The organism is Microvirga yunnanensis (genome assembly GCF_025460875.1).
This window is the reverse complement of the sequence record NZ_JAMXFI010000055.1, coordinates 1-23,838: the sequence shown is the minus strand read 5'-3', so window position 1 is coordinate 23,838 and position 23,838 is coordinate 1. Positions and strand designations below refer to the sequence as shown.

At 68.2% G+C, this 23,838-nt stretch carries 18 protein-coding genes; 9 read left to right on the top strand and 9 right to left on the bottom strand.

What is annotated here, in order from left to right:
• Positions 1 to 193 precede the first annotated feature (193 nt).
• The gene (locus tag NF876_RS24015) at positions 194 to 1,192 is read left to right on the top strand and encodes an LLM class flavin-dependent oxidoreductase (RefSeq protein ID WP_262270976.1); all 999 of its coding nucleotides are present in this window, start codon (positions 194 to 196) and stop codon (positions 1,190 to 1,192) included.
• Positions 1,193 to 1,559: 367 nt separating this feature from the next.
• Here the strand turns inward: NF876_RS24015 and NF876_RS24010 are convergent, their stop codons facing one another.
• The 3 genes from NF876_RS24010 to NF876_RS24000 form a co-directional block, all read right to left on the bottom strand.
• Positions 1,560 to 2,402 (bottom strand): ABC transporter permease, encoded by an 843-nt coding sequence (locus NF876_RS24010; RefSeq protein ID WP_262270975.1) that lies wholly within the window; start codon positions 2,400 to 2,402, stop codon positions 1,560 to 1,562.
• Positions 2,399 to 3,346: an ABC transporter permease gene (locus tag NF876_RS24005; RefSeq protein ID WP_262270974.1), complete on the bottom strand. Its 948-nt coding sequence runs from the start codon at positions 3,344 to 3,346 to the stop codon at positions 2,399 to 2,401. Before NF876_RS24005 ends, NF876_RS24010 begins: the two co-directional genes overlap by 4 nt.
• Positions 3,347 to 3,569: 223 nt before the next feature.
• The gene (locus tag NF876_RS24000) at positions 3,570 to 5,051 is read right to left on the bottom strand and encodes an ABC transporter substrate-binding protein (protein WP_262270973.1); all 1,482 of its coding nucleotides are present in this window, start codon (positions 5,049 to 5,051) and stop codon (positions 3,570 to 3,572) included.
• Positions 5,052 to 5,249: 198 nt separating this feature from the next.
• On the opposite strand from NF876_RS24000, the gene NF876_RS23995 reads away from it, so the two are divergent.
• The gene (locus NF876_RS23995) at positions 5,250 to 5,537 is read left to right on the top strand and encodes a DUF2218 domain-containing protein (RefSeq protein ID WP_262270972.1); all 288 of its coding nucleotides are present in this window, start codon (positions 5,250 to 5,252) and stop codon (positions 5,535 to 5,537) included.
• Positions 5,538 to 5,896: 359 nt separating this feature from the next.
• Here the strand turns inward: NF876_RS23995 and NF876_RS23990 are convergent, their stop codons facing one another.
• From NF876_RS23990 to NF876_RS23980, 3 genes are all read right to left on the bottom strand, one after another.
• Positions 5,897 to 6,646: an SDR family oxidoreductase gene (locus NF876_RS23990; RefSeq protein WP_262270971.1), complete on the bottom strand. Its 750-nt coding sequence runs from the start codon at positions 6,644 to 6,646 to the stop codon at positions 5,897 to 5,899.
• Positions 6,647 to 6,868: 222 nt separating this feature from the next.
• Positions 6,869 to 8,341, bottom strand: coding sequence for an aldehyde dehydrogenase family protein (locus tag NF876_RS23985; RefSeq protein ID WP_373696709.1), 1,473 nt, complete (start codon positions 8,339 to 8,341; stop codon positions 6,869 to 6,871).
• A gap of 13 nt (positions 8,342 to 8,354) precedes the next feature.
• Positions 8,355 to 9,968: an ABC transporter ATP-binding protein gene (locus NF876_RS23980; RefSeq protein ID WP_262270970.1), complete on the bottom strand. Its 1,614-nt coding sequence runs from the start codon at positions 9,966 to 9,968 to the stop codon at positions 8,355 to 8,357.
• Positions 9,969 to 10,102: 134 nt separating this feature from the next.
• On the opposite strand from NF876_RS23980, the gene NF876_RS23975 reads away from it, so the two are divergent.
• A complete protein-coding gene (locus NF876_RS23975) occupies positions 10,103 to 11,530 on the top strand; it encodes a coniferyl aldehyde dehydrogenase (protein ID WP_262270969.1) in 1,428 nt (475 codons plus the stop codon).
• Between the two features lie 391 nt (positions 11,531 to 11,921).
• Here the strand turns inward: NF876_RS23975 and NF876_RS23970 are convergent, their stop codons facing one another.
• Positions 11,922 to 14,030, bottom strand: coding sequence for a sensor histidine kinase (locus NF876_RS23970; RefSeq protein WP_262270968.1), 2,109 nt, complete (start codon positions 14,028 to 14,030; stop codon positions 11,922 to 11,924).
• A gap of 308 nt (positions 14,031 to 14,338) precedes the next feature.
• Between NF876_RS23970 and NF876_RS23965 the strand changes: the two genes are divergently transcribed.
• A complete protein-coding gene (locus tag NF876_RS23965) occupies positions 14,339 to 16,165 on the top strand; it encodes an ABC-F family ATP-binding cassette domain-containing protein (RefSeq protein ID WP_315975067.1) in 1,827 nt (608 codons plus the stop codon).
• Positions 16,166 to 16,787: 622 nt separating this feature from the next.
• Complete coding sequence (locus NF876_RS23960; protein ID WP_262270967.1) at positions 16,788 to 17,753, top strand: DUF6454 family protein; 966 nt, start codon at positions 16,788 to 16,790, stop codon at positions 17,751 to 17,753.
• A gap of 206 nt (positions 17,754 to 17,959) precedes the next feature.
• Here the strand turns inward: NF876_RS23960 and NF876_RS23955 are convergent, their stop codons facing one another.
• Positions 17,960 to 18,175: a dodecin gene (locus tag NF876_RS23955; protein ID WP_262270966.1), complete on the bottom strand. Its 216-nt coding sequence runs from the start codon at positions 18,173 to 18,175 to the stop codon at positions 17,960 to 17,962.
• 189 nt (positions 18,176 to 18,364) lie between these two features.
• Positions 18,365 to 19,384, bottom strand: a complete 1,020-nt coding sequence (locus NF876_RS23950) for a fumarylacetoacetate hydrolase family protein (protein ID WP_262270965.1) — start codon at positions 19,382 to 19,384, stop codon at positions 18,365 to 18,367.
• A 73-nt stretch (positions 19,385 to 19,457) separates the two neighbouring features.
• Between NF876_RS23950 and NF876_RS23945 the strand changes: the two genes are divergently transcribed.
• From NF876_RS23945 to hppD, 4 genes are all read left to right on the top strand, one after another.
• Positions 19,458 to 20,546, top strand: coding sequence for a TRAP transporter substrate-binding protein (locus NF876_RS23945; RefSeq protein ID WP_262271002.1), 1,089 nt, complete (start codon positions 19,458 to 19,460; stop codon positions 20,544 to 20,546).
• Between the two features lie 192 nt (positions 20,547 to 20,738).
• Positions 20,739 to 21,242 (top strand): MarR family winged helix-turn-helix transcriptional regulator, encoded by a 504-nt coding sequence (locus NF876_RS23940; protein ID WP_262270964.1) that lies wholly within the window; start codon positions 20,739 to 20,741, stop codon positions 21,240 to 21,242.
• Positions 21,239 to 21,865 (top strand): maleylacetoacetate isomerase, encoded by a 627-nt coding sequence (maiA, locus tag NF876_RS23935; protein WP_262270963.1) that lies wholly within the window; start codon positions 21,239 to 21,241, stop codon positions 21,863 to 21,865. The genes NF876_RS23940 and maiA overlap by 4 nt, the downstream gene beginning before the upstream one ends.
• 87 nt (positions 21,866 to 21,952) lie before the next feature.
• A complete protein-coding gene (gene hppD / locus NF876_RS23930) occupies positions 21,953 to 23,068 on the top strand; it encodes a 4-hydroxyphenylpyruvate dioxygenase (protein ID WP_262270962.1) in 1,116 nt (371 codons plus the stop codon).
• Positions 23,069 to 23,838 lie beyond the last annotated feature (770 nt).

Here is a 23,838-nt window from a genome sequence, read left to right as displayed (position 1 = left end):
CTTTCGGGATCGGATCCGGTGCTCCGGAGCAACCCGCACGTCATCGGGAAACCCGGCGCCTCAGGCGCCGGGTTTTTCCTTTGCAGGGCAGGGGTGTCCCGGGCGGGAGGCTTTGCGGCTTGCATCCGGAGCCCGGAATGATGATCTCAGGGCGATCCTCGTTCGGCCTTGAACCGCACCAGAAAGTCTGCCCATGCCTCCTTTTTCCGTTCTCGATCTCGCGCCCGTTCCCGAAGGCTCCACGCCGTCCGACGCCCTGCGCAACAGCCTCGATCTGGCGCAGCACGCGGAAGCCTGGGGCTACAACCGCTACTGGCTCGCCGAGCACCACAACATGGTGGGCATCGCCAGCGCGGCGACCAGCGTGGTGATCGCCCATGTGGCGGGCGGCACGAAGACCATGCGGGTCGGCGCGGGCGGCATCATGCTGCCGAACCACTCGCCCCTGGTGATCGCCGAGCAGTTCGGCACCCTCGATGCCCTGTTTCCGGGGCGGATCGATCTCGGGGTCGGCCGCGCGCCCGGCACCGACCAGCGCACCTTGAGGGCTCTGCGCCGGGATCCGAGCGCGGCCGACACCTTCCCGCAGGACGTGCTCGAGCTGCAGGCGCTGCTCGGCCCCGTCCAGCCCGACCAGGCCATCCAGGCGGTGCCGGGCGCGGGCTCGAACGTGCCGGTCTGGATCCTGGGCTCGAGCCTGTTCGGCGCGCAGCTCGCGGCCATGCTGGGCCTGCCCTATGCCTTCGCGTCCCATTTCGCGCCCGGCGCCCTCATGCAGGCGCTCCAGGTCTATCGCGAGCGGTTCCAGCCTTCGGCGCAGCTCGACCGGCCCTATGCCATGGTGGGCGTGAACGTGATCGCGGCCGACACGGACGAGGAAGCGCGCCACCTCTTCACCTCGGCCCAGCAATCCTTCACCAACCTGTTCCGCGGCGCCCGCGGCAAGCTCCAGCCGCCCATCGACGATATCGAAAGCTACTGGCTGCCGCACGAGAAGGCGCAGGCCATGAACATGCTGTCCTGCTCCTTCGTCGGATCGGCCGGCACCGTGCGGGACGGGCTGCAAGGCTTCATCGCGCAGACCGGCGCCGACGAGGTGATGGTCGCGGCCGCGATCTACGACCATGCCAAGCGCCTGCGCTCCTACGAGATCCTCAGCGAGGTGCGGGAGGGGATGAGGACGGCGGCCTAGCGCACCGAACGATCGGGATGGCCGGGACAGGCCCGGCCATGACGTGGGTGTCATCACCCGCTCACACCACCCTCCACGTCATCACCGGGCTTGTCCCACTCTCCACGTCATCACCGGGCTCGTCCCGGTGATCCCGCTTCTGTAGGGCGCCGCGCTTCTCCGCATCGGGATGGCCGGGACAAGCCCGGCCATGACGTGGGAGGGTGGCAGGACCGGACCACACGCACCACGTCATCACCGGCCTTGTGCCGGTGATCCCGATTGAATGAGGCGCGGCGCTTCTCGGTATCGGGATGGCCGGCACAAGGCCGGCCATGACGTCGGAACCATGACGTCGGAGGGGTCGGTGCACGATCCGCAGCGCTCCTCAAGCCGTCGCGCCGCGTCCCTTCAGGGTCGGATCGAGGGCGTCGCGCAGGCCGTCGCCGAGAAGGTTGAGGCCGAGCACCGAGAGCGCGATGGCGATGCCGGGCGCGATGGCGAGATGCGGGGCCTGCGAGAGATAGGTCTGCGCGTCGCTGAGCATGCGGCCCCAGCTCGGATTGGGCGGGCGCACGCCGAGGCCGAGATAGCTCAGGCCCGCTTCGGTCAGGATCGCGAGGGCGAGCTGGATCGTCACCTGGACGATGAGCGCGCCCGCGATGTTCGGGATCACGTCCTCCCAGGTGATGCGCAGCGGGTGCTTGCCGATGGCGCGGGCGGCCGCGATGTAGTCGAGGGTCCAGACCTGGAGCGCGACGCCGCGCGTCACGCGGGCGAAGACCGGCACGTTGAACACGGCGATCGCCAGGATGGCGGCGAGCGGGCCCGAGCCCACGAGGGCGCCGATCATGATCGCCGAGAGCACCGCCGGGAAGGCGAAGACCACGTCGGAGACCCGCATGGCGATCTCGTCCGCGAGGCCCTTCGAGGCCGCGGCCGCGCAGCCGATGGCCGTGCCGATGGCCGCCCCCAGCAGCACCGCCGGCCACGCGATGGCGAGCGAGTTCCACGCCCCCACCATGAGCAGCGAGGCGACGTCGCGGCCGAAATGATCGGTGCCGAGAAGGCCCACCTCTCCGGGGGCCTTCAGGCGCAGGGCGACGCGCACCCGCGTCGGCACCTCCGGGGTCCAGACGAGGGAGACCAGCGCGGTGACGATCAGGAGCGCCGTGAGGATGGCGCCCACCACGAGGGCCGGGTTGAGGGGAATGCGCGCGCGGCGGCTCATGACCGGCCCCTCAGGCGCGGGTCGAGGAGGGCATAGCCGATATCGACGAGGAAGTTCACCCCGATCACGAGTCCGGAAAAGATCAGCACGATGTCCTTGATCACCACGAGGTCGCGCTGGTTGAGCGCCTGATAGGCGAGCCGTCCGAGGCCCGGCAGGTTGAACACGTTCTCGACCAGGATGGCGCCGCCGAAGAAGAACGAGAGCTGGAGGCCCAGGATCGTCGTGACGGGAATGAGCGCGTTCGGCACCACGTGGCGGCGCAGGGTCCCGCCCTTGTCGACGCCCTTGGCGCGGGCGGTGCGCACGAAGTCGGCGCCGATCACCTCGAGGGTCGCCGAGCGCGTCACGCGGGTGAGCACGGCCGCCTGGGGCAGGGCGAGCGCCACGGCCGGCAGGAGCAGCGCCTGGAAGGCGGGCCAGAGCCCCGCGCTCCAGCCGGGAAAGCCGCCGGCCGGGAACCAGCCGAGCCAGGTCGAGAAGAATAGGATGAACAGCAGGCCGATCCAGAAGTTCGGCACCGCCACGCCGAGCTGGCTGAACACCAGCACGGCGCGGTCCACCGGCCCGTCGCGCCGCGCCGCCGCCGCGACGCCGAGCGGCAGGGCGAGCGCCGTCGAGATCAGGATGGCGAGCAGGCTCAGCGGCAGCGTCACGTTCATGCGCTCGGCCACGAGGGTCGCGACCGGCATCTTGTAGGTGATCGACTGGCCCAGATCGCCGTGCAGGATGCCGCCGATCCATTCCAGGTAGCGCACGAGCGCCGGCTGATCGAGGCCGAGCTCCTGGCGCAGGGCCGCGAGCGTGTCCTCCCGGGCGGCGGTGCCCAGCATGATGGCGGCCGGATCGCCCGGCAGCACTTCCATGATGAGGAAGATCGCCAGCGACACCGCCAGCAGGGTGACGGCGAGCGAGACGAGGCGTGAGAGAGTGAGGCGCAGCATGGGTTACAGGTCCCGCTTTCCGCCCTTGGCGGGGAGGGCGATGGTGCAGGAGAAGCCGGATGCGAAACATGCCGCCCTCGTCTTGGCCGGGCTCGTCCCGGTCATGACGACTTGATGAATGCGGAGCATTTCGCATCGGGATCACCGGCACAAGGCCGGTGATGACGTCGGAGGTGTCCGGGCAGCGGTGTCGCGGGCGCCGGCGCGAAACGATGCGCCGGCCTCACTCGCTCCACGACACCTCCGTCACGTCGTTCGACGGGATCGGCGAGTTCTCCCACAGGCCCTGCACCTTGGCGTTCCAGACGCCGAGCTTCGGCAGCTGGAACAGGAAGAGCGCGGGCACGTCCTCGGCCAGGATCTTCTGCGCCTCCGCGTATTTCGCGTAGCGCGCCTTCTCGTCCGTGGTCCTGGCGGCCTCCGCCACGGCGGCTTTGAAGGTGTCGTTCTTGTAATTGAAGTAATAGGAGTCGCGGGCGAAGATGTCGATGTCGAGCGGCTCCGTGTGGGCCACGATGGTGACGTCGTAATCCTTGTTCTTGAAGACCTCCTCGATCCACTTGGCCGGGAATTCCGTCGGGACGATCTTCAGGTCGACGCCGACCTCGGCCATCATGGCGGAGAGCAGCTCCGCCGAGCGGCTGGCATAGGCCATCTGGGGCGACTTGATGGTGATCGACAGGCCGTTGCCGTAGCCCGCCTCCTTCAGGAGCGCCTTGGCCTTCTCGACGTCGTAGGGAATCACCTTCGTCGTGTCCACGAAGGCCGGATTGTTCGGCGAGAAGAAGCTGCCGATGGGCTGCCCGAAGCCGGAATAGGCGCCCTCGACCAGCGCCTTCCTGTCGACCGCATGCATGAGGGCGCGGCGCACGCGCACGTCGTCGAACGGCTTCTTGGCGTTGTTCATGCCGGCCACGATCTCGCCCTCGGTGTTGCCGGCCACCGCCTTGAAGCGCGCATCCTTCTGGAACTCCGCGAAAAGCTCCGGGGCCCCGAGATTGGGGAACGCGTCGACATCGCCCGCCTTGAGGGCCGCGACCTGGGCCTGGGCGTCGTTGATGAAGCGGAAGGTGACGCTGTCGAGCTTGGTCTTGTCCTTCTGCCAGTAATCGGCATTGCGCACGAGCTCGACCCGGTCGCCGCGCGTCCACGACTTGAACTTGAACGGCCCGGTGCCGACGGGGTTCGCGGCGTTGCCGGTGGCGGTTTCCGGCGCCACGATCACCGCGTCGCCCCAGCCGAGATAATAGAGGAAGTTGCCCGAGGTCTCCTTGAGCTTGATCACCACGGTGGCGGGATCGGGCGTCTCGATGGCGGCGATCGGCGCGAAGATCTGCTTCTGCGCATTGGTCGATTTCGGGTCGCGGGCGCGGTCGAAGGCGAATTTCACGTCGGCCGAATCGAAGGTCGAGCCGTCGTGGAACTTCACGCCCTCCTGGAGATGGAACGTATAGGTCAGCCCGTCCGGCGAGACCTCCCAGCTCTTCGCGAGCAGCGGCTGCACCTTGCCGGTCCGGTCGATGCGGACGAGGCCTTCATAGAGATTGACCCAGGTGACCTCGCGGATCGCCACGGGAGCCGCGACCGTCGGATCGAGGCCCGGGGGCTCGATGGGCATGCCGACCACCAGGGAAGTCTTGGCCGCAAAGGCCGGGATGACGCTGACGGAGAGAAGGAGAGCGGCGGTCAGAAGGCGCTTCGTCATCAGGGCTTGAACTCCATCGGGTCACGGGCCGCGACAGGTCGCGGTGGCCCCAGCTTACGCAGGACCGCGCCGGATGGAAGACGTCCATGACCGATTCTTCACTTAACTTCGCCGTGACCGGGGCTTAATCATCGGCGTGAGCAGATCCGCCGGAGCCCTCTGTCCAACGCGACTGGCGGAATGAAAGGCTTGAACAAAATGGCTCAAGAGACCGCCCGGGTGCCCACCGCGAACGGCGCCCGATACCTCCAGCAGCTCTGCAAGCACTGGAGCCACAAGCTGGACGTCCAGCTCTCCGGCAACGAGGGCATCGTCCGCTTCCCCGCCGCCGTCGCCACCATGACGGCCGATCCCGAAGGCCTGACGGTCAGCGTGGAAGCCGAGGACGACGAGACGCTCCAGCGCATGAAGGGCGTCGTCGCCTCCCATCTCGACCGGTTCGCCTTCAAGGAGGCGCCCCTGCCGTTCGCATGGGCCAAGGCGTAGAGCGTCGCGTCATGGCCGGGCCTATCCCACCCGCCACGTCATCACCGGGCTTGTCCCACCCTCCACGTCATCACCGGCCTTGTGCCGGTGATCCCGCTTCCGAGAGGCGTTGTGCTCTTCCGATCGGGATGGCCGGCACAAGGCCGGCCATGACATGGGGAGGGTGTCATCACCGGCTCATACCACCCTCCACGTCAGCACCGGCCTTGTGCCGGTGATCCCGCTTCGATAGAGCGCCGCACCTCACCGCATCGGGATGGCCGGCACAAGGCCGGCCATCCCGATGCGGAGGGTGTCAGTGAGGCCGTGCGAGGGCCGGGACAAGCCGGCCGTCGCGGGAAAGGTTGCGCCCGGTCGCCTCAGATGCAGCGTCCGCCGTCGACCTCGAGCACCACGCCGGTGATCATGCTGGCCTCGTCGGAGGCGAGATAGAGCGCCGCGTTGGCGATGTCCTGCGGGGTGGAGAAGCGGCCGAGCGGGATCGAGTTGACGAACAGCTCGCGCTTCTGGGGCGTGTCCTCGCCCATGAAGGTGGCCAGCAGCGGCGTCTCGCCGGCCACGGGAGCGAGCGCGCAGACGCGGATCTTGTTGGGGGCGAGCTCCACGGCCATGGACTTGGTCATGGTGTGCACGGCGCCCTTGGTGCTGTTGTACCAGGTCAGGCCGGGGCGGGGGCGCAGGCCCGCGGTCGAGCCCACGTTGACGATCACGCCGCCGCCCTGGTTCTGCATCAGCGGCACGGCCGCCTTGGCGAAGAGGTAGATCGACTTCACGTTGACCGCGAAGACCCGGTCGAACTCGTCCTCCTCGACCTCCAGCATCGGCCGGTTGCGGTGGCTGATGCCCGCATTGTTGACCACGATGTCGAGCTTGCCGAAGGCCGCCACGGTCTTCTCGACGGCGGCATTCACGTCGGCGGCCTTCGACACGTCGGCCGCAAGCCCGATCGCGCTGGCGCCGATCTTGTCCGCGGCCGCCTTGGCCGCCGCCTCGTTGATGTCGACGATGGCCACCTTGGCGCCCTCGCGGGCGAAGGTTTCCGCGATGCCCTGACCGAAACCGGACCCGGCGCCCGTGACCAGCGCCACCTTGCCCTCGAGGCGATTCATGGTTCTTCCCTTTCGATGTGCTTTTTCTGTCCCCGCCAGGGGAGGGTTAGGAGTGGTGAGTGAGGAGTGCCCCCCTCCGACGTCAGGGCCGGGCTTGTCCCGCTGATCCTTGGTCATCACCGGCCTTGTGCCGGTGATCCCGATGCGGAGAAGCGCGGCGCTTCACAGGATCGGGATGGCCGGCACAAGGCCGGTGATGACATGCGGAGGGACGATCGTGGCCTACCCGTGCGCGATGACCAGCGTCTTGGTCGTGGTGAACTCGATGAGCCCCTCGAAGCCCTTCTCGCGGCCGTGGCCCGAGCGGCCGAAGCCGCCGAAGGGCAGCTCGATGCCGCCGCCGGCCCCGTAGCAGTTCACGAAGACCTGGCCGGCCCGCATGGAGCGGGCGACGCGGGTCGAGCGCATGGCGTCCCGGGTCCACACGCCGGCCGCGAGGCCGTAGGGGGTGCCGTTCGCCAGCCGGATCGCCTCCGCCTCGTCGTCGAAGGGCGTCGCCACCAGGACCGGGCCGAAGACCTCCTCCTGGGACAGGATGCTCCCGTGCGGCACCGGCGCCAGGAAGGTCGGGGCCACGTAGAACCCGCCGGCGGGCGCGTCGGACGCCACCTGGCCTTCGCCGATGACGGTCAGGCCCTCGTTGCGGCCGCGCTCGAGATAGGCGAGGACGCGGCGCTGCTGGGCCTGGTTGATCATCGGGCCCAGGTCGGGCTCGCGCTCGGGGTGTCCTGCGCGCAGGCTCCGGAACCGTTCCGCCACCGCGTCGACCACGTCCTGGAAGATGCCGCGCTGGATCAGCAGGCGGCTGCCCGCCGAGCAGGTCTGGCCGCCGTTCTGGATGATCGCGTTGACGAGGACCGGCAGGGCGCGCTCGAGCTCCGCGTCGTCGAACACCACCTGGGCCGACTTGCCGCCGAGCTCGAGGGTCACGCCCACATGGTTCTGCGCCGCCGCCGTCTGGACGGCGGTGCCGGTCTCCGGGCTGCCGGTGAAGGAGAGGAAATCGATGCCGGGATGGGCCGCGAGCGCCGCGCCGGCGGTGCGGCCGAGGCCCGTCACCACGTTGAGGGCGCCGTCCGGGAAGCCGGCCTCGCGGGCCAGCGCCGACACGCGCAGGATCGTCAGCGAGGCATCCTCGGCGGGCTTCACCACGGTGGCGTTCCCGGCCGCCAGGGCGGCGCCGACCGAGCGGCCGAAGATCTGCATCGGGTAGTTCCAGGGCACGATGTGCCCGGTCACCCCGTGCGGCACCCGCTCGACGCCGATGAAATGGGTGTTGAGATAGGGGATCACGTCCCCGTGCAGCTTGTCCGCGGCGCTGCCGTAGAACTCGAAATAGCGGGCGAGCGCGATGGCGTCGGCGCGGGACTGGCGCAGGGGCTTGCCGTTGTCGCGGCTCTCCAGGAGGGCGAGTTCGTCCGCATGGGCTTCGACGGCCGCCGCGAGCTTCATGAGCAGGCGCCCGCGCTCCGTCGCGGTGAGCCTGCCCCAGGCGCCCTCGAAGGCGGAACGGGCCGCCGTCACGGCCTCGTCGATGTCCTGGGCGGTCCCGGCCGCGATCCGGGCGAGCAGCGAGCCGTCGATCGGCGAGAGCACGTCGAGGGTGAGGCCGTCCGAGGCCGGGCGCTCGCGCCCGCCGATGAGATTCTGTAACACCATGCTGGGCGCGAGGCTCGCGCCGACCTGATCGTTCATGGGTTTCGTCTCCCTAAATCATTGTGTTCATGCCCGGCACCGCGGCCAGGAGCTGGCGCGTATACGCGTCGCGCGGATGGGCGAAGAGTTGCGCGGTTTCGGCCATTTCCACAATCCGACCTTTTTGCATGACTGCCACGCGGTCGCAGATCTGGGCGGCGACCCGCAGATCGTGGGTGATGAACAGGATGGCAAGCCCGAGCTCCTCCTGCAACCCGCGGATCAGCCTGAGGATCTCCGCCTGGACCGACACGTCGAGGGCCGAGACGGCCTCGTCGGCCACCAGCACGTCGGGCTTCATGGCGAGCGCCCGGGCGATGCCGATGCGCTGGCGCTGGCCGCCGGAGAACTCGTGCGGGTAGCGCTCGGCGGCCGTCGCCGACAGGCCGACCTTGTCCAGGAGGATGCGGGCCTCGTCCAGGGCCCTGGCCGGATCCTCCCCTTGCGTGATCGGCCCCTCGGCGATGATGCGCCCGACCGTACGGCGCGGATTGAGGGACGCGAACGGGTCCTGGAACACCATCTGGATCCGGCGCCGGTGCGGGCGCAGCGCGCGCTGGGACAGGGCGCCGAAGCTGAGATCCCCGATCGCGATGGCGCCGCCATCCGGCTCGATCAGGCGCAGGACGCAGCGCCCGACCGTCGACTTGCCGGAGCCGGATTCGCCCACCAGCCCCAGGGTCTCGCCGCGGCGGATGTCGAAGCTCACCCCGTCGGCGGCCTGGACCTCGCGGCTCTTCCTCAGGAAGCCGCGCCCGCCATAGGTCTTGGTCAGGGCGTCGACCTTGAGGACGATGGGCTGGCCTTCCAGCGGCTTCGGCCCGGGGGGCGTCAGCGAAGGCACCGCCGCCAGGAGGCGCCGGGTGTAGGGGTGCTGCGGGCGGGTCAGCACCTCCTCGGCGGTTCCCTGCTCGACGAGCTCGCCCTGCTGCAGGACGGCGACCCGGTCGGCGATCTCCGCCACCACGCCGAAATCGTGGGTGATGAACAGGACCGCCGTGCCCTTCTTGCGGCGCAGGTTGTCGATGAGCTTCAGGACCTGGGCCTGGGTGGTCACGTCGAGGGCCGTGGTCGGCTCGTCCGCGATGAGGAGCTTGGGCTCGAGGGCGAGCGCCATGGCGATCATCACCCGCTGACGCTGGCCGCCGGAGAGTTCGTGCGGATAGGCCTTGGCGATCAGCCCCGGGTTCGGCAGGTTGACCTCCGCCAGGAGGTCGAGCACGCGCCGTTCGCGCTCGGCCGCGGTGAGGAGCCCGTGGGTGCGGAACGTCTCGGCGATCTGGTCCGCCACCCGCATCACCGGGTTGAGCGAGGTCATCGGCTCCTGGAACACGGTGCCGACCTCGCGGCCGCGCACGTCGCACCAGCCGGCCTCGTCGAGGGCGAGGAGATCGCGGCCGGCGAGCCGGATCGACCCGGACAGGACCCGGACGCCCGGCGGCAGGAGCCCGATGGTCGCCATGGCGGTCATCGACTTGCCGGAGCCGGATTCGCCCACGACGCAGAGGGTCTCGCCCGGATTGATGGCAAGCGACAGGTCCCTGATCGCGTGCTGCCGGTCGGCCAGGGCGGGAAGCCCCACGGAAAGGTTCTCGATCGACAGCACGGGGGAGGGGCCGCTCAACATCATGCTCCTGCTGGATGGGTCGCACCATCCTTGCCATCCCGGCCGCAACGTCAATCCGTGTCGGCCGCGCTCATGTTGAGAATGCCGCCGGGTCCGCCATATCATCCCGTTCATCCGGTGGAGCTTCCGAAACCGTGCACGACGCCGTCCCCAACCCGGTGCGAGACCGCCTGCAGGCCTGCCTCAACGCCCAGCGAGCGGCCCTGGCCGAGCGCGGGCCCGTCACGCCGGAGCGCCGGGTCGAGGGCCTCGATGCGCTCGCCACGGCCCTCGTCCGCCATGCGGAGGATTTCGCCGCGGCCGTCGCGGCGGATTTCGGGCACCGGTCCGTCCACGAGACGAAGCTCGCCGACGTCTATGCCGTCGTGGCGGCCCTGCGCCACGCGCGCAAGAACTTCCGCCGCTGGATGAGGCCGCGGCGGCGCCCGATCGACTGGATGTTCCAGCCCGGCCGGGGACGGGTCCTGTATCAGCCCCTCGGCGTGGTGGGCATCATCGGCCCCTGGAACTATCCGGTCCAGCTCACGCTCTCGCCGCTCGCCGGGGCGCTCGCGGCGGGGAACCGGGTGATGATCAAGCCGTCCGAGATCACGCCCCGCACGTCCGCGCTGCTGGAGCAGGTCGTCGGCCAGGTGTTCGACCCGGCCGAGGTCGCGGTCGTGCCAGGCGGGCCCGACGTGGCGAAAGCCTTCGCGCGGCTGAAGCTCGATCACCTGCTCTTCACCGGCTCCACGGCGGTCGGCCGCGAGGTCATGCGGGCGGCGGCCGAGAACCTGGTGCCGGTGACCCTGGAGCTGGGCGGCAAGTCGCCCGCCCTCGTGCTGGCGGATTATTCCCTCGACCGGGCGGCCGAGCGCATCGCCGTGGGCAAGCTGTTCAACGCCGGGCAGACCTGCATCGCGCCCGACTACGTGCTCGTGCCCCGCGGGAGCCAGGAGGCCTTCGTGGCGGCCTATCGCCGGGCGGTGTCGCGGCTCTATCCGACGCTCGCGGGCAATCCCGACTACACGGCCATCGTCAGCGAGCGGCATGTCGCGCGGCTGAACCGTCTCGTCGCCGACGCCCGGGCCCGCGGGGCCGGAATCCACGAGATCAATCCGGGTCGGGACTCCTTCGATGCCGCCGGGCGCAAGATCGCCCCCGTCGTCCTGACCGGCGTGCCCGACGATGCCCTCGTCATGGGCGAGGAGATCTTCGGCCCGATCCTGCCGGTGATCCCGTACGACGACGTCGAGGCCGCCTGCCGGTTCCTGGCGGCCCGGCCGCATCCGCTCGCCCTCTACCTGTTCGGCCGCGACCGGGCGCTGGTGGACCGCGTCCTCGCCCGGACGGTCTCCGGCGGCGTCGCGGTCAACGACACGCTCCTCCACTGCGTGCAGGAGGAGCTGCCCTTCGGGGGCGTGGGCGCGAGCGGCATGGGGGCCTATCACGGCGAGGCCGGGTTCAGGACCTTCAGCCATGCGCGGTCGGTGTTCCACCAAGCGCGCGTCAACGGCGCCGGCATGACGAGGCCGCCCTATGGCGGGCGCATGAACCGTCTTCTGGCCATGCTGCTGCGCTAGCCACGAGTGGAGCCTCGGACAATCGGGATGGCCGGGACAGGCCCGGCCATGACGTGGGGAGGGTGTTGTCACCGGCCCTTGCCACCTTCTCCACGTCATCACCGGGCTTGTCCCGGTGATCCCGCTTCCGAGAGGCGCCGAGCCTCACCGGATCGGGATGGCCGGCACAAGGCCGGCCATGACGTGTGGAGGGTATCATCACCCGCTCACACCACCCTCTCACGTCATCACCGGGCTCGTCCCGGTGATCTCGATTGTCTGAGGCGCCGAGCCTCACCGGATCGGGATGGCCGGCACAGGGCCGGCCATGACATGCGGAGGGTCGTGCGGACGAAAGCGGGCCGCTGACGCGGCCCTCCGGGGCCGGTCCGAACACTGCTCTCGCGCGCGTTTACGAAGGCAGCACCGGATTGATCACGAGCGCGGGATCCGCTTTCGCGTCCGACGATTTCGCAACGTGCGCGAGCGGCACGGAGATGTCGTAGGCGACGCCGCCCTCCGCGAAGTTGAGCACCATGTAGCCGCCGAGCTCGCCCTCGATGCTGCGGCGGATCAGGCGCGAGCCGAAGCCCTGGCGCTTGGGCGGCGCGACCGGCGGCCCGCCGCGCTCCGTCCAGTGGATGCGCAGCTGATCCGGGCGGTCCTCGTTCTCGACGATGGTCCAGCTCATGTCGAGATGTCCGGCATTGGTCGAGAGCGCCCCGTACTTGGCGGCGTTCGTCACCAGCTCGTGCAGCACGAGGCCCAGATTGATGGCGTAGCGCGCCGGCAGGCGGACGTCCGGACCGGTCAGGACGACCCGTTCGTCGCCCGGCTTGCGGTAGGGGGCGAGCTCCTGCTCGGCCACGTCGCGCAGCTCCGCCTCGCGCCAGGATTTGCGCGTCAGCAGGTTGTGCGTCTTCGACAGGGCCAGCAGCCGGCCCTCGAAGGCCTCCTTGAACTGCGCGGACGTCTCGGTCGTGCGCAGGGTCTGCGACGCGATCGACTGCACGGTGGTCAGCGTGTTCTTCACCCGGTGATTCAGCTCGTCCAGGAAGAACCGCTGCTGCTCCTCCGCGTGCTTCTGCTCGGTGATGTCCTGGAAGATCCCGACGAAGTAGAACGGCTTCTTCTGGATGTCGAAGAACACCCGGCCCTTGGAGTTGATCCAGCGGATGCTCCCGTCCGGGCGGCGGATGCGATACTCGTCCTGGTAGTCGCCCTGGTTCCGGACGGCCTCGCGCCATCTCTGGACGACGCGCTCGAGATCCTCGGGATGGAGGATGTCGAGCCAGTACTGCTGGTCCATGGTCTCGCTGGCGTGCGGATAGCCGAGCATGGCGGTCGCCTGGGTCGACCAGCCTCCGACGCCCTTGTTCGGATCGTACCACCAGGTGCCCATATGGCCCGCCTCGAGGGCCAGGCGCGCACGCTCCTCGCTGGCCTGAAGCGCGTGCTGCCGCTCCGCCACGTCGTCCATCAAATCGTTGAACGCCCGCGCCAGGATGCCGAACTCGCCCGACTTGCCCGGCAGGTCGATGCGGGCCTGGTAGTCGCCCTGGCGCCAGGCCCGGATGCCGTCGGTCACGAGCTCGAACGGCCGCGTGATGAAGGCGCGGCTCAGCAGGGCGGACAGGGACAGGGCCAGGATGAGCGCGGCCGCGATCAGCATGAAGCCGCGCTTCGCCGCCTGGTTGATCGACGCGAAGGCGGCCTTCGTGGACAGGCCCACCGTGATGGAGACGTCCCGCGGGGGGAGCGTGAGCGGGATGTAGCCGACGATCCGGCGAATGCCGTCGAGGCTGGTGGTCTCCGCGGTGCCCGCCTCCTTCGCCTTGGCCTGGAGCAGGTATTCCTGCGGCAGGAGCCTGCCGAGCATGCGCTCCGGCTGAGGATCCTGCACGATCACGATGCCGCGCCGGTCGGCGACCGTCAGGGAGCCGCCCTCCGGGACGGTGCGCTCCTTGAGCTTCTGGCGCAGCCATTCGAGATCGAGCGCCGCCGCGAGGACGCCGATCACGTCGCCCCGGTCGTTCCAGATCGGCAGGGCGAGCGGAAGCACGGGACGGGGAGGAAGCGCGCCTTCCTCGAAGACGGGCGTGTATTCGCCGACGACCATGCCCTTTTCGGACAGGGCGTGATGGAAATAGGGCCTGTCGGCGAAGTAGTGCTGCGTGTCGACGGTCCCGGTCGGGTGGCAGCGGATGTGCCCGCTGATGTCCATCGCCACGAAGGACAGCACGTAGGGCACCTTTTCCTGGATGGCCTTCAGATAGGGGCTGCAGCTCGGCGTATCGAAGGCGCGGATGGATGGAATCTCGTCGATGGCGAGCAGCAGGCTGTGGATGCCGTCGAAGATCCGCTCGAGCTCGGCGCCCACCAGCTGCGCCTGCCTGACGGCGAGATCGTTCACCTCGGCTTCGCGGGCGCGGCGCAGAGAGACTTCCGTGTAGGTCCAGATGACGATCGCCGGCAGAACCGAGATCACGGCAAGAAGAAGCAGACGCCTCGTCAGTGTCATGCAAACGCTCAGCTTGATGTGGGAAAGGGGACCACAAATGTCGGCGACCGTCCACCCTTCATCGCGCATCGTTCGGGCAAAATGAACCCGGATTGCCTTGGAGCCCGGCCAATGCGGCGTCGTCGATTCCTCTCACGTCGTCACCGGCCTCGTGTCGGTGATGACGAGAAACGACGCCCTCCGGATCGAGACGGCCGGGGCGAGCCCGGCCACGATGGCGAGGGGACGCTTTGACCCAGCCTCCGGGCCGTCCTCGACCGGGGCCGGCGGTCTTGCATCTGCGACCAAGAGGTGTCAGGTGAGCGGCGATGGCGCTTCCTCCTCTTCTTCTCCTCCAGGACATGGCTCTCACCTTCGGCGGCACGCCGCTGATCGAGAGCGCGGACCTCTCCGTTTCGCCGGGCGAGCGGGCCTGCCTCGTGGGCCGCAACGGCTCGGGCAAGTCCACCCTGCTCAAAATCGCCGCAGGCCTCGTGGAGGCGGACCGCGGCAAGCGGTTCGTGCAGCCGGGCGCCACCGTGCGCTACCTGGCCCAGGAGCCGGACCTCTCCGCCTATCCGACGACGCTCGCCTATGTGGAGGCGGGCCTGGGGCCGGGGGACGATCCCTACCGGGCGCGCTACCTGCTGGAGCAGCTCGGGCTCACCGGCGAGGAGAAGCCCGCCGCTCTCTCCGGCGGCGAGGCCCGCCGGGCGGCGCTCGCCCACGTGCTCGCGCCCGAACCCGACATCCTGCTCCTCGACGAGCCCACGAACCATCTCGACCTGCCGGTGATCGAATGGCTCGAGGGCGAGTTGAAGAGCCTGCGCTCCGCCCTCGTGCTCATCAGCCACGACCGCCGCTTCCTGGAGAGCCTGTCGCAGGCGACCGTCTGGCTCGACCGGGGCCGGACCCGCCGCATGGACCGGGGCTTCGCCCATTTCGAGGAATGGCGCGACCAGGTGCTGGAGCAGGAGGAGGCCGAGCACCACAAGCTCGGACGCAAGCTCGTGGCCGAGGCGGACTGGCTCCGCTACGGCGTGACGGCGCGGCGCAAGCGCAACGTGCGCCGCCTCGGCAATCTCCACGCCATGCGCCAGCAGTACCGCGACCGCAACCGGGCCGTCGGCACGGTCTCCATGAGCCTCGCCGAGGCCGAGCAGTCCGGCACCCTCGTGGTCGAGGCCGAGGGCATCTCGAAATCCTATGGCGACCGCCCCATCGTGTCGAACCTGTCCCTGCGCGTCCTGCGCGGCGACCGCCTCGGCATCATCGGGCCCAACGGCGCCGGCAAGACGACGCTCATCAACCTGCTCACCGGCGCCCTGGAGCCGGACGAGGGCCGGGTGCGGCTGGGTTCCAACCTGCAGATGGTCACCCTCGACCAGCGCCGCGCGAGCCTCGATCCCGACGCCACCGTGGCCGAGACCCTCACCGGCGGGCGCGGCGACACGGTCACCATCGGCACGCAGACCAAGCACGTCGTCGGCTACATGAAGGACTTCCTGTTCGCGCCCGAACAGGCCCGCACCCCCGTGGGCGTGCTCTCGGGCGGGGAGCGCAACCGCCTCATGCTGGCCCGCGCCCTGGCGCAGCCCTCGAATCTCCTGGTGCTCGACGAGCCCACCAACGATCTGGATCTCGAAACCCTCGACCTCCTGGAGGAGATGATCCAGGACTATTCCGGCACCGTGATCCTGGTCAGCCACGACCGCGACTTCCTCGACCGCACGGTCAGTTCCGTGCTCGTCTCGGAGGGCGCGGGCCGCTGGCTCGAATATGCGGGCGGCTACACCGACATGGTGGCGCAGCGCGGCCAGGGCGTCCAGGCCCGCGCCGTCGAGAAGCAGGCCAGGGCGAAGAGCGCCGAACGGCCGGCGGCGGTCGCGGCGCAGCCCCAGGTGCGGTCCCAGGTCAGGCGGAGGCTCTCGTCCAACGAGCAGCACGCCCTCAAGACCCTGCCGCAGCGCATGGGCGAGCTCGAGGCCAAGATCGCCCGGGTGAACGAGATCCTGGCCGACCCGGACCTCTACGCCCGCGATCCCGCCCGCTTCCAGAAGGCCATGGACGCGCTCACGCAGCTCCAGGCCGATCTCCACGCGGCCGAGGAGCGCTGGCTCGAGCTCGAGATGCTGCGCGAGGAGCTGGAGGGGTAGGGGTCAGCGCCACCCTCCACGTCATGGCCGGACCTGTCCCGGCCATCCCGATCCGGAAGGCGCTGCGCCACAAACAATCGGGATCACCGGGACGAGCCCGGTGATGACGTGGAGGGTGGGACGAGGCGGTGCGAACACCCTCCCCACGTCATGGCACCCTCCGCCCTTCCTGCCACCCTCCCACGTCATGGCCGGCCTTGTGCCGGCCATCCCGATCGGAAGGACGCCGCGCCTCTCGTATCGAGATCACCGGGACAAGCCCGGTGATGACGTGGTGCGTATGTGGTCGGGTGATGACACCCTCCCAATGTCATGGCCGGGCCTGTCCCGGCCATCCCGATACGGAGAAGCGCCGTGCCTCACCGCATCGGGATCACCGGGACAAGCCCGGTGATGACGTGGGAGGAGAGTCTGACAGAAGCTCGGACTTCACTAAAGTGACATCACCCGCTCGCTAGCGCATCGTGCGGAAAAGTGGATCCGGTTTTCACTTGCGTGGCCCTTCGGGTCCGCCCCGAACGATGCGCCAGCCGAGAGTGGAGCATCGGATCCGATCCCAAAAGTGGGTCCACTTTCGGGTCCGATGCTCTAGAAGCGGAATCGTCACTTTTGGAGGAACGCGATGGAGTGCTTTTCGAGACGTGGCCTGGCCACGATGCTGACGATGGCCTGCCTGGCCGCCATGCCGGCCGCCCTGATGGCCGCCGAGCCCGACCGGGACGCCCTGGCCGACCGCGTGACGAAGCTCTCGCGCGGCACCCAGTGGAAGCCCGTCTCGGCGGTGCCGATCAACTTCGTGACCCATCACCCGCAGGGCATGGTGAAGATCGGCGACACGCTGTTCGTGTCCTCGGTGGAGATCAAGGAGCCGACCAAGCGCTTCCCGCAGCCGGTCGACGGCTACGACCGCGACACGGGGGCCGGCGTCGGGCATCTGTTCAAGCTCGACATGAAGGGCAACCTCGTCGCCGACATCACCCTCGGCGAGGGCACGGTCTATCATCCGGGCGGGATCGACTACGACGGGAAGTTCATCTGGGTCCCCGTGGCCGAGTACCGGCCGAACAGCCGCTCCATCGTGTACAGGGTCGATCCGGAGACCATGAAGGCCGAGGAGATGTTCCGCTTTCCGGATCACGTGGGCGGCGTGGTGCACAACACCGACGACAAGACCCTGCACGGGGTGAGCTGGGGCTCGCGCCGCTTCTATCGCTGGTCCCTCGACGAGAGCGGCAAGCCCACCAACGCGGGCGAGGCGCCCGAAAAGCTGAGGGCGCTCAACACCTCGCACTATCTCGACTACCAGGACTGCAAATATGCCGGCAAGAGCCGCATGCTGTGCTCCGGCGTGACCGAGATGCGCGTGACGCCCGATGCTCCGCTGTTCCGCCTCGGCGGGCTTGATCTGGTCAGTCTCTCCGACGGCCGCCTGATCTTCCAGACGCCGGTGCTGCTCTGGACCGCCGGCGGCATGGACATGACCCACAACCCGGTCTGGATGGAGGCGAGCGAGTCCGGGATCCGCGGCTACTTCATGCCCGAGGACGACAAGTCCACCCTCTACGTCTACGAGACCGAGGTGAAGTAGCGGTCGCGGTATCGTAACACCCCGTTGATCCCCGGCCTCACACCACCCTCCACGTCATCACCGGGCTCGTCCCGGTGATCTCGATGGTCTGGAACGCCGAGCCCTTCCGATCGGGATGGCCGGCACAAGGCCGGCCATGACGTGAGAGGGTGGCGGGAAGGGCGGAGGGTGCCATGACAGGACGGGGGTGGGGTGAAAGCGCCTGCTTACCCGCCCGCCTCAAGGGTGAAGCCGGCCTTGATCATCACCTGGTAATGGCGCACCTCGCCGCCCTCCACATGGCCGCGGGTCTGGACGACCTCGAACCAGCGCAGGTTCCTGAGGGTCTGGCTCGCCCGTCTGATCGCGGTCTGAATGGCATCCTCGATGCTGGTCTCGGACGAGCCGACGAGTTCGACGATCTTGTACACGTGGTCATCCATGGGGCGCTCCGTGCTGTGCCGAGAGCATGAACCTAGCGCATCGGACGGAAAAGGGGACCCGGTCTTCGCTGGCGCGGCCCTTCGGGTCGCCGGCGCGGCCCGCGCCATGAAGGCTTTCCGCTCTTCGCGAACGCAAAAGGCCGCCGGAGCCCTCCGGCGGCCTTTCGTTCGAAGCGGGGCGCCCGGCCCTTAGCCGTCGGCCCGGTGGGATCGCACGTCCTGCTCGATGGCGCCGAAGATCGAGTGACCCTCGCGGTCCTTCATCTCGATGCGGATCGTGTCGCCGAAGCGCATGAAGGGCGTCCTGGGCTCGCCCTGGAGGATGGTCTCCACGGTGCGCAGCTCCGCCAGGCAGGAATAGCCGAGGCCGCCCTGGTCGACAGGCCGGCCCGGCCCGCCGGCCTCGTCCTTGTTGGACACGGTGCCGGACCCGATGATCGTGCCGGCGCCCAGGGGCCGGGTCCTGGCCGCGTGGGCGATCAGGGTCGGGAAGTCGAAGGTCATGTCGGTGCCCGCGTCGGGCCTGCCGAAAGGCCGGCCGTTGAGGCTCGAGAGCAGGGGCAGGTGGAGCCGGCCGCCGTCCCAGGCCTCGCCCAGCTCGTCCGGCGTGACGGCCACGGGCGAGAGCGCCGAGGAGGGCTTGGCGTGGAAGAAGCCGAAGCCCTTCGCGAGCTCGGCGGGAATCAGGTTTCTCAGGGAGACGTCGTTGACCAGGACGATCAGGCGGATGGCCCCGGCCGCCTCCTCGACGGTCGCGCCCATCGGCACGTCGCCGGTGATCACCGCGACCTCCGCCTCGAAGTCGATCCCATGGGCCTCGTCGACGGCCAGGATCGGCTCGCGCGGGCCGAGGAAGGAATCGGACCCGCCCTGATACATGAGCGGATCGGTCCAGAAGGAGGCCGGCATCTCGGCGCCGCGCGCTCTCCTGACCAGCTCCACGTGGTTCACGTAGGCCGAGCCGTCCGCCCATTGATGGGCCCGGGGCAGGGGCGACGCGCAATCGTGCTCGTGGAAGCGGAAGGCCGGCACCGAACCGTGCTCCAGCTGCTCCGCGAGATCCCGCAGCTGAGGCTCGACTTTTTCCCAATCGTCCAAGGCTTGCTGAAGCGTCGGAACAATGAAAAAAGCGTCTGTCGCGCGGGTCAGGTCTTTCGACACGATGACGAGGCGGCCGTCACGGCCTTGGTTGAGGGAGGAGAGCTTCATTGCCACCGACCGGGTTGTTATGGTCCTTTCAACTTGCAACAGAATGCTTTCCGGGGAAACGCCAATGACGACGATGAAGAGAAGAAACTTCCTGAAGGGGGCAGGGCTGGCGGCCGCGGCCGGAACGGTGGCCGCGCCGGCGATCGCGCAGAGCATGCCCGAGATCCGCTGGCGTCTGACCTCGAGCTTCCCGAAATCCCTGGACACGATCTTCGGCACCGCGCAGACCTTCGCCAAGTACATGGCGGAGGCGACCGACAACAAGTTCCAGATCCAGGTCTTCGCCCCGGGCGAGATCGTCGGCGGCCTTCAGGCCATGGACGCGGTGCAGAACGGCTCGGTCGAATGCGCCCATACCCCGCTCTACTACTATATCGGCAAGGAGCCGGCCCTCGGCATGGGCACGGGCCTGCCCTTCAGCCTCAACGCCCGCCAGCTCCATTCCTGGTGGCACTTCGCCGGCGGCCGGGAGATCATCAACGACGTGCTGGCCCGGTATAACTGCACCTCCCTGGTCTGCGGCAATTCCGGCGCCCAGATGGGCGGCTTCTTCCGCAAGGAAATCAATACGGTCGACGACCTGAAGGGGCTCAAGTTCCGCATCGGCGGCCTGGGCGGGCAGGTCCTGGCCAAGCTCGGCGTCGTGCCGCAGCAGGTCGCCCCCGGCGACGTCTATCCGGCCCTCGAGCGCGGCACCCTCGACGCGGCCGAGTTCGTCGGTCCCTACGACGACGAGAAGCTCGGCTTCCTGAAGGTCGCGAAGTACTACTACGCTCCCGGCTGGTGGGAGGGCGGCGCCATGCTGCACCTCGTGGTCAACCAGCAGAAGTGGAACGAGCTGCCGAAGCAGTACCAGGCGATCATGAGCCAGGCGACGGAAGCCGCCAACAACTGGATGCTGGCCAAGTACGATGCGGTGAACGGCCAGGCCCTGCGCCGCATGGTCGGCGCGGGCGCGGAGCTGCGCACCTTCTCGCCGGCCATCCTGGAAGCCTCCCTGAAGGCCGCGAACGAGCTCTATGCCGAGCTCTCGGCCAAGAACGCCGACTTCAAGAAGGCCTACGATTCCATGGTGGCCTATCGCAGCGATGTCCTGCCCTGGTGGCAGCTCAACGAATACGCCTTCGACACCTTCATGATCCGCACCCGCGGGCGGGCATAAGGCACGGTTTCCAGAGCCCTTGGCGCCGTTCGTTCCAGCGGCGTCGCAGGGCGGTCGCGCATCGATGACGGCGTGGTCGGGGGATATCCGGCCACGCCGTTCCGTTGTGGGCCTCTGACCCAGCGGCAGAAAACCTGGTTGCTCGTGCAACGAATTGTGGTATTGGTTGCCTGTGCAACGATTGAGGTCGCGATGGCAACCGGATCCGCAGCGAAGAAGCGTCCGCCCGACCCGCTGGTGGTTCTCGAGGCATTTCTCCCGTACCGGCTCAATGTTCTGGCCGGGCTGACCTCGAGCGCGCTCGCGCAGATCTATGCCGAGCGCTACGGCCTTTCGATCCCGGCCTGGCGGGTCATCGTGACCCTCGGGCAGTACGAGCTGCGCACGGCGCGGGACATGGCGCCCGACGGGGTCATGCACAAGTCGACCGTCTCGCGCGCCGTCTCGGCGCTGGAGAAGCGGGGGCTCGTCGTCCGGCGCCCCAATCTCGACGACCGCCGGGAGGAGTGGCTGGCTCTGACGCCGCGGGGGCGGGAGATCTACGAGGCCGTTGCTCCCGAGGCTCTGGCCGTCGAGGAGCGTCTCCTGTCCGTCCTGACATCCGACGAGCGGCGGGCGCTTTCGTCCCTGATCGAGAAGCTGACGCAACAAGCCCGGCTGCTCGCGCCGCGAGACCTCGAGGAGGGCGACGCGTGAAGCTCTACACCTATTTCCGGTCGTCCGCCGCCTACCGGGTCCGGATCGCCCTCAACCTGAAGGGCGTGACGTACGAGTCCGTCCCGGTCAACCTGCTGAAGGGGGAGCAGCGCGAGGAGACTTACAGGGCGATCAATCCGCAGGGGCGCGTGCCGTCCCTCGAGATCGGAGCCGCCACGCTGATCCAGTCTCCGGCGATCCTCGAATACCTGGACGAGGTCTATCCGGAGCCGCCGCTGCTGCCGGTGGGCGCGGTGACCCGGGCCAAGGTGAGGGCGATCGCCAGCCTGATCGCCTGCGATATCCACCCGCTCAACAATTCCGGGACCTTGGCCTACCTCAAGAACCGCCTCGGGCACGATCAGGCGACCGCCGACCAGTGGTATGCCCATTGGATCCGCGAGGGCTTCGAGGCCATCGAGGCCCTGCTCGGGCCCGGGCCCTTCGCGTTCGGGTCCAAGATCACCCTGGCGGATGTCTATCTCGTGCCGCAGGTCTTCAACGCACGACGTTTCAACGTCCCCCTCGAGGCCTATCCGAAGATCGCCGCCGTGGATGCGGCCTGCTCGGCGCACAAGGCCTTTCATGACGCGGCTCCGGCCAACCAGCCCGACGCGACCTGAACACGAATCGCATCCGCCCCGGGGCGAGTGCGTTGTTTCCACAAGCCGAGGCCCGTCGGTCGACGGCAGCATACCAGGAGGAAAATCATGGGACCTTTCCCGCACGATGCGCCCCCGGCGGCCATCTCCGAAGACAACCCCATGGGGACGGACGGATTCGAATTCGTCGAATTCTGCCATCCCGACCCGCGGGCCCTCGATCGCCTGTTCAAGACCATGGGCTTCAGCGCGGTCGCGAGGCACCGGTCCAAGACCGTGACCCTCTATCGCCAGGGCGACATCAACTTCATCGTCAACGCGCAGCCCGGCTCCTTCGCGGAGCGTTTCGCCTCGCAGCACGGTCCTTCGGCTCCCGCCATGGCGTTCCGGGTGGCCGACGCGAAATATGCCTTCGACCGCGCCCTCGCCATGGGCGCCAGGCCGATCGAGACGCAGGTCGGACCCAACGAGCTCGAGATCCCGGGCATCGAAGGCATCGGTGGACTCCAGATCTACTTCGTCGACCGCTACGGCGCCAAAGGCTCCATCTACGACGTGGATTTCGAATGGCTCGGCGAGCCCGATCCGAAGCCGAAGGGCGTCGGGCTCTATTACATCGATCACCTGACCCATAACGTGTATCGCGGGCGTCTGAACGAATGGGCGGGATTCTACGAGCGCCTCTTCAACTTCCGGCAGATCCGCTACTTCGACATCGAGGGAAAGCTGACCGGACTGCACTCCCGCGCCATGACCAGCCCTGACGGCAAGATCCGGATCCCGATCAACGAGGACGCCGGCGAGACCGGCCAGATCGAGGAGTATCTGCAGGAGTACAAGGGCGAGGGCATCCAGCACGTGGCTTTGGGCTCGCATGACCTCTACGAATCCATCGAAGCGCTCATCGAGGGCGGCCTCGAGTTCATGCCGGCCCCGAACGACATCTACTACGGCCGCGTCGACAAGCGCCTGCCGAGCCACGAGGAGCCGCTCGAGCGTCTCCGGCAGAACGGAATCCTCATCGACGGCGAGGGCGTGGTGGAAGGCGGCTTCACGAAGGTGCTGCTCCAGCGTTTCGGAAAGACCGCTATCGGGCCGATTTTCTTCGAGTACATCCAGCGCAAGGGCGATGACGGATTCGGCGAGGGCAACTTCAAGGCGCTCTTCGAATCGATCGAGGAAGACCAGATCCGCCGCGGGGTGATCGGTCCGAAGGTGGCTTAAGGCCCGGACGGGACAACGGGACCCGGGTTCGGGTCCGATGCTCACATCCTGGCTGGCGCATCGGTGATGACGTGGAGTTGGTGGCAAGGGCCGGCGCTGCTCCCTCCGCACGTCATGGCCGGCCTTGTGCCGGCCATCCCGATCGGAAAAGCGCGGCGCCTCTCGCATCGGGATCACCGGGACGAGCCCGGTGATGACGTCGAGCGGGGGAGAGATGGCCATCCCGATTGTCCGATGCGCGAGGCCAGGACGATTCTGCGATTCGACGGGAAGGCCGGGTTCGCCCGGCCTTTTTCTTTGGCTCCCGCAGCCGACCTGGCGAAATCGTGACGGTCGTTATTCACAGGCCCGGTCTAGGGTCGGAGCCCGAAGCGGCCTTCACCGACGTCATCGGGTCCCCCGGCAGCGCCCGCCAAACCCTTTTTGCTTAAGGATTTCTGAACTCCGGGCTCCAAGTCTTAACGAAGGGTTAAGAAGCCAGCTTTGAACGTTGCGTTTGTGCAACATGCCCCTGAAAAGCCCCGTCTGCTGCCCGTTTTGCGCCTTCATTCGGTTGCCTGCGGTCCAGTCATGGATAATGTGGCTCCAGCGACGGGGGCACCCCAGTCGTGATCCTGGTGTCTCCGACCGAAAAGGCGGGCCACCGGGTACTAGGGGAAAAGGGACGTGTTTAGGGCTTCGTCGAAGCACTCGAAGCACAAAAACCCGGCCCCCCAGGGTCTCGAAACTTTGGAGGTTTAACCATGAAGCTCGCTAAGAGCCTCTTCCTC